Origin of the sequence: Kitasatospora sp. NPDC057500 (genome assembly GCF_042802195.1) — a bacterium.
Taxonomy (GTDB): Bacteria; Actinomycetota; Actinomycetes; order Streptomycetales; family Streptomycetaceae; genus Kitasatospora.
Genome location: NZ_JBHVER010000108.1, coordinates 1 through 4,221, shown reverse-complemented (window position 1 = coordinate 4,221; position 4,221 = coordinate 1). Strand labels below are relative to the sequence as shown.

Sequence of the window (4,221 nt, the reverse complement as noted above, 5' to 3'; positions counted from 1 at the left end):
GGTCCGCTGGTGCTGACGGCCGGTAACGCGGCTCAGGGTGTCCAGGTGACCGCTCCCGATGCTCAGCAGCCGGTGGTGACCGGTGAGGTTCGGGTACTGAAGACGGACGCCGAGACCGGCGCTCCGCTTGCGGGTGGTGTGTTCGAGCTGTGGGAGGAGACCAACGGTGTTCCCGGTCTTCAGACCACCGGTGTGAACCCGGACACCCAGGTCGGTGCCGCCTGCACCACCGGTGCTGACGGCTTCTGCCGCCGGACGGTGGAGCTGGGCACCTACTACTGGCTGGAGATCGCAGCTCCCCCCGGCTACGACCTGCCGGCCGAGCCCGTCTTCGGGCCGCTGGTGCTGACGGCGGCCAACGCCGCCGAGGGCGTCCAGGTGACCGTCGGTGACTGCCCGTCGTCGCAGCCGGGTGACGGCTCGATCCACCTGACCAAGAAGGACGCCCACTCGGGCCATCCGGTGGAAGGTGCGGTGTTCGAGCTGTGGCGGGAGACCAACGGCGTCCCCGGTCTGCAGACCGGCGGGGCCAACCCGGACACCCACGCGGGTGGCTGCACCACCAGCCCCGACGGTGGTTGCGACTTCGACCACCTGTCGGCCGGGCAGTACTACCTGCGGGAGACCGCCGCGCCCGACGGTTACCAGTTCCCGCGTGACCCGGTCACCGGCCCCATCCAGGTGAACGCCGACGACTGCGTCACCGTCGAGCTCGTCAACAAGAAGAAGGACGACGACTGTGATGACCACGGTGACTACGGGGATCACGGTGACTACGGCGACCATGGCGACTACGACAGCTACGGCGGGTAGTCGGCTGAACGGATGAACGGGTGAACCGACGGGCCGCCCGGAGCAGGCTTCCTGCTCCGGGCGGCCCTCCGTTGCGGCTGCGCTCCGCGCGCTCAGCCGAGCACGTGTTGCAGGCCGCCCAGCAGGTGCCCGCGGAAGGCCCGGTCCGTGTACGCCTCGGGCGCGTGGCCGAGGGCGGTGTAGAAGGTCGGCGCGCCGTCGTGCTCCCCGCACCAGGCAAGCGGGTGACGGTCGGCCAGGCCCATCGCCGCCCCGGTGTAGTCGGCCTCGTCGACGGTGAGCAGCACGCGGACGCCGTGCTCGCGCGGGTCGGAGCGGAAGTCGTACCACTCGTCGGTCCACTCCCAGCGGGCCGGCAGGTGGGCGGTGGCCGGGTGGTCGGGGTCGGCGACCCGGACCGGCGCGGTCTGGATCGCCGGGTGCCGGTCGAACCTGGCGCCGACCAGCCCCTCGAACCACGGCCACTCGTACGCCGTGCTCGACGCCGCGTGCACGCCGAGCCAGCCGTGACCGGCGGTCAGGTGGGCGCGCAGCGCGTCCTGTCCGGCCTCGTCGAGCACCGGGCCGCCGGTGGAGAGGAACACCACGGCGGCGTAGCGGCGCAGGGTGTCGGGGCGGAAGACGCCGGGGTCCTCGGTGGCGTCGACGGTGAAGCCGTGCCGTTCGCCGAGCTCGCCCAGCGCGCGGGTGCCGTCGATGACGGAGGCGTGCGGGAAGCGGAGGTTGCGACGGTAGATCAGGATCCGGGCCATGGTGGACGATCCTGCCAGTCGTCGCCACCGAGCGGCCGACAGGGGGGTCTCACCCAGGGCAGGACCCGGATCGCGCCTCGCGGATGTCGCGCTCCCTGAACTCCGTCACCACTCGTGAGACGGCGGCGAAGTCGTTGTCCACGTGCAGCACGGGGTAGTTGTGGTGCACCGCGACGGAGCAGAGCAGCAGGTCCACAGCGCCGGCCGAGCGGTGCCGGCCCTTCTGGGTGAGTTTGTACTGCGCGTTGTGCGCCCAGTCCTCGCCGCCCTTCGGCAGGGCGAGCGCCGGACCGAAGAGGCTGTTGAGGTCTGCCTCCAACTCGTCGCGGTGGGCCGGGCCGGTGGCTGAGTAGAGGACTTCCGCCCTGGTGACCTTGGCGATTCTGATGAGTCCGGACTCCAGCGGGGACCGCCACTGGTCGAGTGTCTTCGGGTCGCGCATCAACTGGACGAACCCCGAGGTGTCGATCAGGTAGCCCAACTCGCTCATCCGCTATTCCTCCTGGCCGGCCTTCCGGGCCCGATGAATCCGCTCTGTCGGGTCGAACTCGCCGCGGGCTGCACGGGCGGACAGCCTCTCCAAGGCCTCCGCCCGCTTGAGTCGGTTGACGTAGTCGGCGAGGGCTCCGTTGATGGTGTCCTTCTTCGTGGTGGTCCCCATCAAGCGCATGGCCTCCGCGAGGATCGCATCGTCGACATCGACGTTGGTGATGCTCATCTTCGCCCCTTCGTGGATGATGTGGCAAGCCAGCCCACACTGTCCACATTAGGGGCGGACGGGAGGAGGGGCAAGTCGAAATGTCCGAGTTCTCGGGCGAGAAGCCCGCAGGGTGGACTCGGGTGGATTCCTGCGGGGCTTCCCGTGGCGGCGGTGGGGTCAGGTCTGGCGGTAGGTGGCGAGGAAGCGGCCGATGCGGTTGATGGCCGTCTCCAGGTCGTCGGCGCGAGGGAGGGTGACGAAGCGGAAGTGGTCGGGGCGGGGCCAGTTGAAACCGGTGCCCTGGACGACGTGGATCTTCTCGCGGAGCAGGAGGTCCAGGACGAATCGCTCGTCGTCGACGATGCGGTGGACGGCCGGGTCGAGTTTGGCGAAGGCGTAGAGCGCGCCGCGGGGCTTGACGCAGCTGACGCCGGGGATCTCGTTCAGGGCCCGGTAGGCGACGTCGCGCTGTTCGGTGAGGCGGCCGCCGGGCAGCACCAGGTCGTTGATGGACTGGTGGCCGCCGAGCGCGGCCTGGACGGCGTACTGGGAGGGCACGTTGGGGCACAGCCGCATGCCGGAGAGCATGGTGAGGCCCTCCAGGTAGTCGCCCGCGTGCTGCTTGGGGCCGGAGACGACCAGCCAGCCGCTGCGGAAGCCGGCCACCCGGTAGGACTTGGAGAGGCCGTTGAAGGTGAGGGTGAGCACGTCGTCGGCCAGGGCGGCCAGGCAGTGGTGCTCGACGCCGTCGTAGAGGATCTTGTCGTAGATCTCGTCGGCCAGCACCATCAGCTGGTGGCGGCGGGCGAGGTCGAGGATGCCCTCCAGCAGTTCCTTCGGGTAGACCGCGCCGGTGGGGTTGTTGGGGTTGATGACCACGATCGCCTTGGTGCGGGCGGTGATCTTCGCGGCGATGTCGTCGAGGTCGGGGAACCAGTCCGCCCCCTCGTCGCAGGCGTAGTGCACCGCCTTGCCGCCGGCCAGCCGGACCACCGCCGTCCACAGCGGGTAGTCGGGCATCGGGACGAGCACCTCGTCGCCGTCGTCCACCAGTGCGGTGACGGCCATCTGGATCAGCTCGGAGACGCCGTTGCCGAGGTAGACGTCGTTGACGGTCACGCCGTCGACACCGCGCTGCTGGTAGTACTGCACGACCGCGCGGCGGGCGGGCAGGATGCCGCGCGAGTCGCTGTAGCCGTGGGCCCGGGGCAGGTTGCGGATGATGTCCTGGAGGATCTCCTCCGGCGCCTCGAAGCCGAACGTGGCCGGGTTGCCGGTGTTCAGCCGGAGCACGCTGTGCCCGGCCTCCTCCAGCGCGTTGGCCTGGTCGACCACCGGGCCGCGGATCTCGTAGCACACGTCATTCAGCTTGCTGGACTGCCGAAACTCCATCTGCGGCCTCCCGACCGTCACCCCGCATCGATCCTGGTCGCTTTGTTCTACCAAGTAGGCACTTGGAAAGTCCAACCTCTTGGCTATGCTGATCCACATGTCACGCCGAAGCTACGACCAGTACTGCGCCGTCGCCCGCGCCCTGGACGCGGTGGGGGAGCGCTGGAGCCTCCTGATCGTCCGTGAACTCCTGGCCGGTCCGCGCCGCTACACCGACCTGCATGCCGACCTGCCCGGCGTCTCCACCGACATCCTCGCCGCGCGGCTCAAGCAGCTGGAGAGCGAGGGCGTCGTCGAGCGCCGGCGGCTCGAACGGCCGGCCAACGCCACCGTCTACGAGCTGACGGCGCGCGGCGCCACGCTGCGGCCGGTCGTCGAGGCGCTCGGTGTCTGGGGGCTCGACGCGCTGGGGGAGCAGCGGCCGACCGATGCGGTTCGAACGCATTGGATCACCGGAGCAGTGGAGCGACAGGTGGGGGAGCCGGTGGCGGGGCCGGCGGGCGAGGCCGTGGGGGTCTGACGGAACGCGGCCGGGCCGCGGGGCGCCCCGTGTGGGAGGCGCCC

At 70.1% G+C, this 4,221-nt stretch carries 5 protein-coding genes and 1 pseudogene; 2 read left to right on the top strand and 4 right to left on the bottom strand.

Annotation, left to right across the window (positions count from 1 at the left end; all coding sequences use genetic code 11):
• Nucleotides 1-813: collagen binding domain-containing protein (locus ACFU74_RS22350; protein WP_380759404.1), on the top strand; the 813-nt coding region annotated here is incomplete at its 5' end.
• Nucleotides 814-905: 92 nt separating this feature from the next.
• Here the strand turns inward: ACFU74_RS22350 and ACFU74_RS22345 are convergent.
• From ACFU74_RS22345 to ACFU74_RS22330, 4 genes are all read right to left on the bottom strand, one after another.
• Nucleotides 906-1,565, bottom strand: coding sequence for a ThuA domain-containing protein (locus tag ACFU74_RS22345; RefSeq protein ID WP_380759403.1), 660 nt, complete (start codon nucleotides 1,563-1,565; stop codon nucleotides 906-908).
• A 49-nt stretch (nucleotides 1,566-1,614) separates the two neighbouring features.
• Entirely contained in the window at nucleotides 1,615-2,055 is a 441-nt protein-coding gene (locus ACFU74_RS22340) for a PIN domain-containing protein (protein WP_380759401.1), read from the bottom strand.
• A gap of 3 nt (nucleotides 2,056-2,058) precedes the next feature.
• A complete protein-coding gene (locus tag ACFU74_RS22335) occupies nucleotides 2,059-2,283 on the bottom strand; it encodes a type II toxin-antitoxin system VapB family antitoxin (RefSeq protein ID WP_380759399.1) in 225 nt (74 codons plus the stop codon).
• Between the two features lie 159 nt (nucleotides 2,284-2,442).
• Nucleotides 2,443-3,657 (bottom strand): pyridoxal phosphate-dependent aminotransferase, encoded by a 1,215-nt coding sequence (locus ACFU74_RS22330; protein WP_380759397.1) that lies wholly within the window; start codon nucleotides 3,655-3,657, stop codon nucleotides 2,443-2,445.
• A gap of 97 nt (nucleotides 3,658-3,754) precedes the next feature.
• Here ACFU74_RS22330 and ACFU74_RS22325 point away from each other — a divergent pair.
• Nucleotides 3,755-4,105 (top strand): annotated as a pseudogene (locus ACFU74_RS22325) (winged helix-turn-helix transcriptional regulator); the annotation flags it as partial.
• Nucleotides 4,106-4,221: the final 116 nt, after the last annotated feature.

Excerpts from the sequence above, each read along its gene's own strand:
- ACFU74_RS22330 (WP_380759397.1), bottom strand. The coding sequence starts at position 3,657 with ATGGAGTTTCGGCAGTCCAGCAAGCTGAATGACGTGTGCTACGAGATC.
- ACFU74_RS22345 (WP_380759403.1), bottom strand. The coding sequence starts at position 1,565 with ATGGCCCGGATCCTGATCTACCGTCGCAACCTCCGCTTCCCGCACGCC.
- ACFU74_RS22335 (WP_380759399.1), bottom strand. The coding sequence starts at position 2,283 with ATGAGCATCACCAACGTCGATGTCGACGATGCGATCCTCGCGGAGGCC.
- ACFU74_RS22340 (WP_380759401.1), bottom strand. The coding sequence starts at position 2,055 with ATGAGCGAGTTGGGCTACCTGATCGACACCTCGGGGTTCGTCCAGTTG.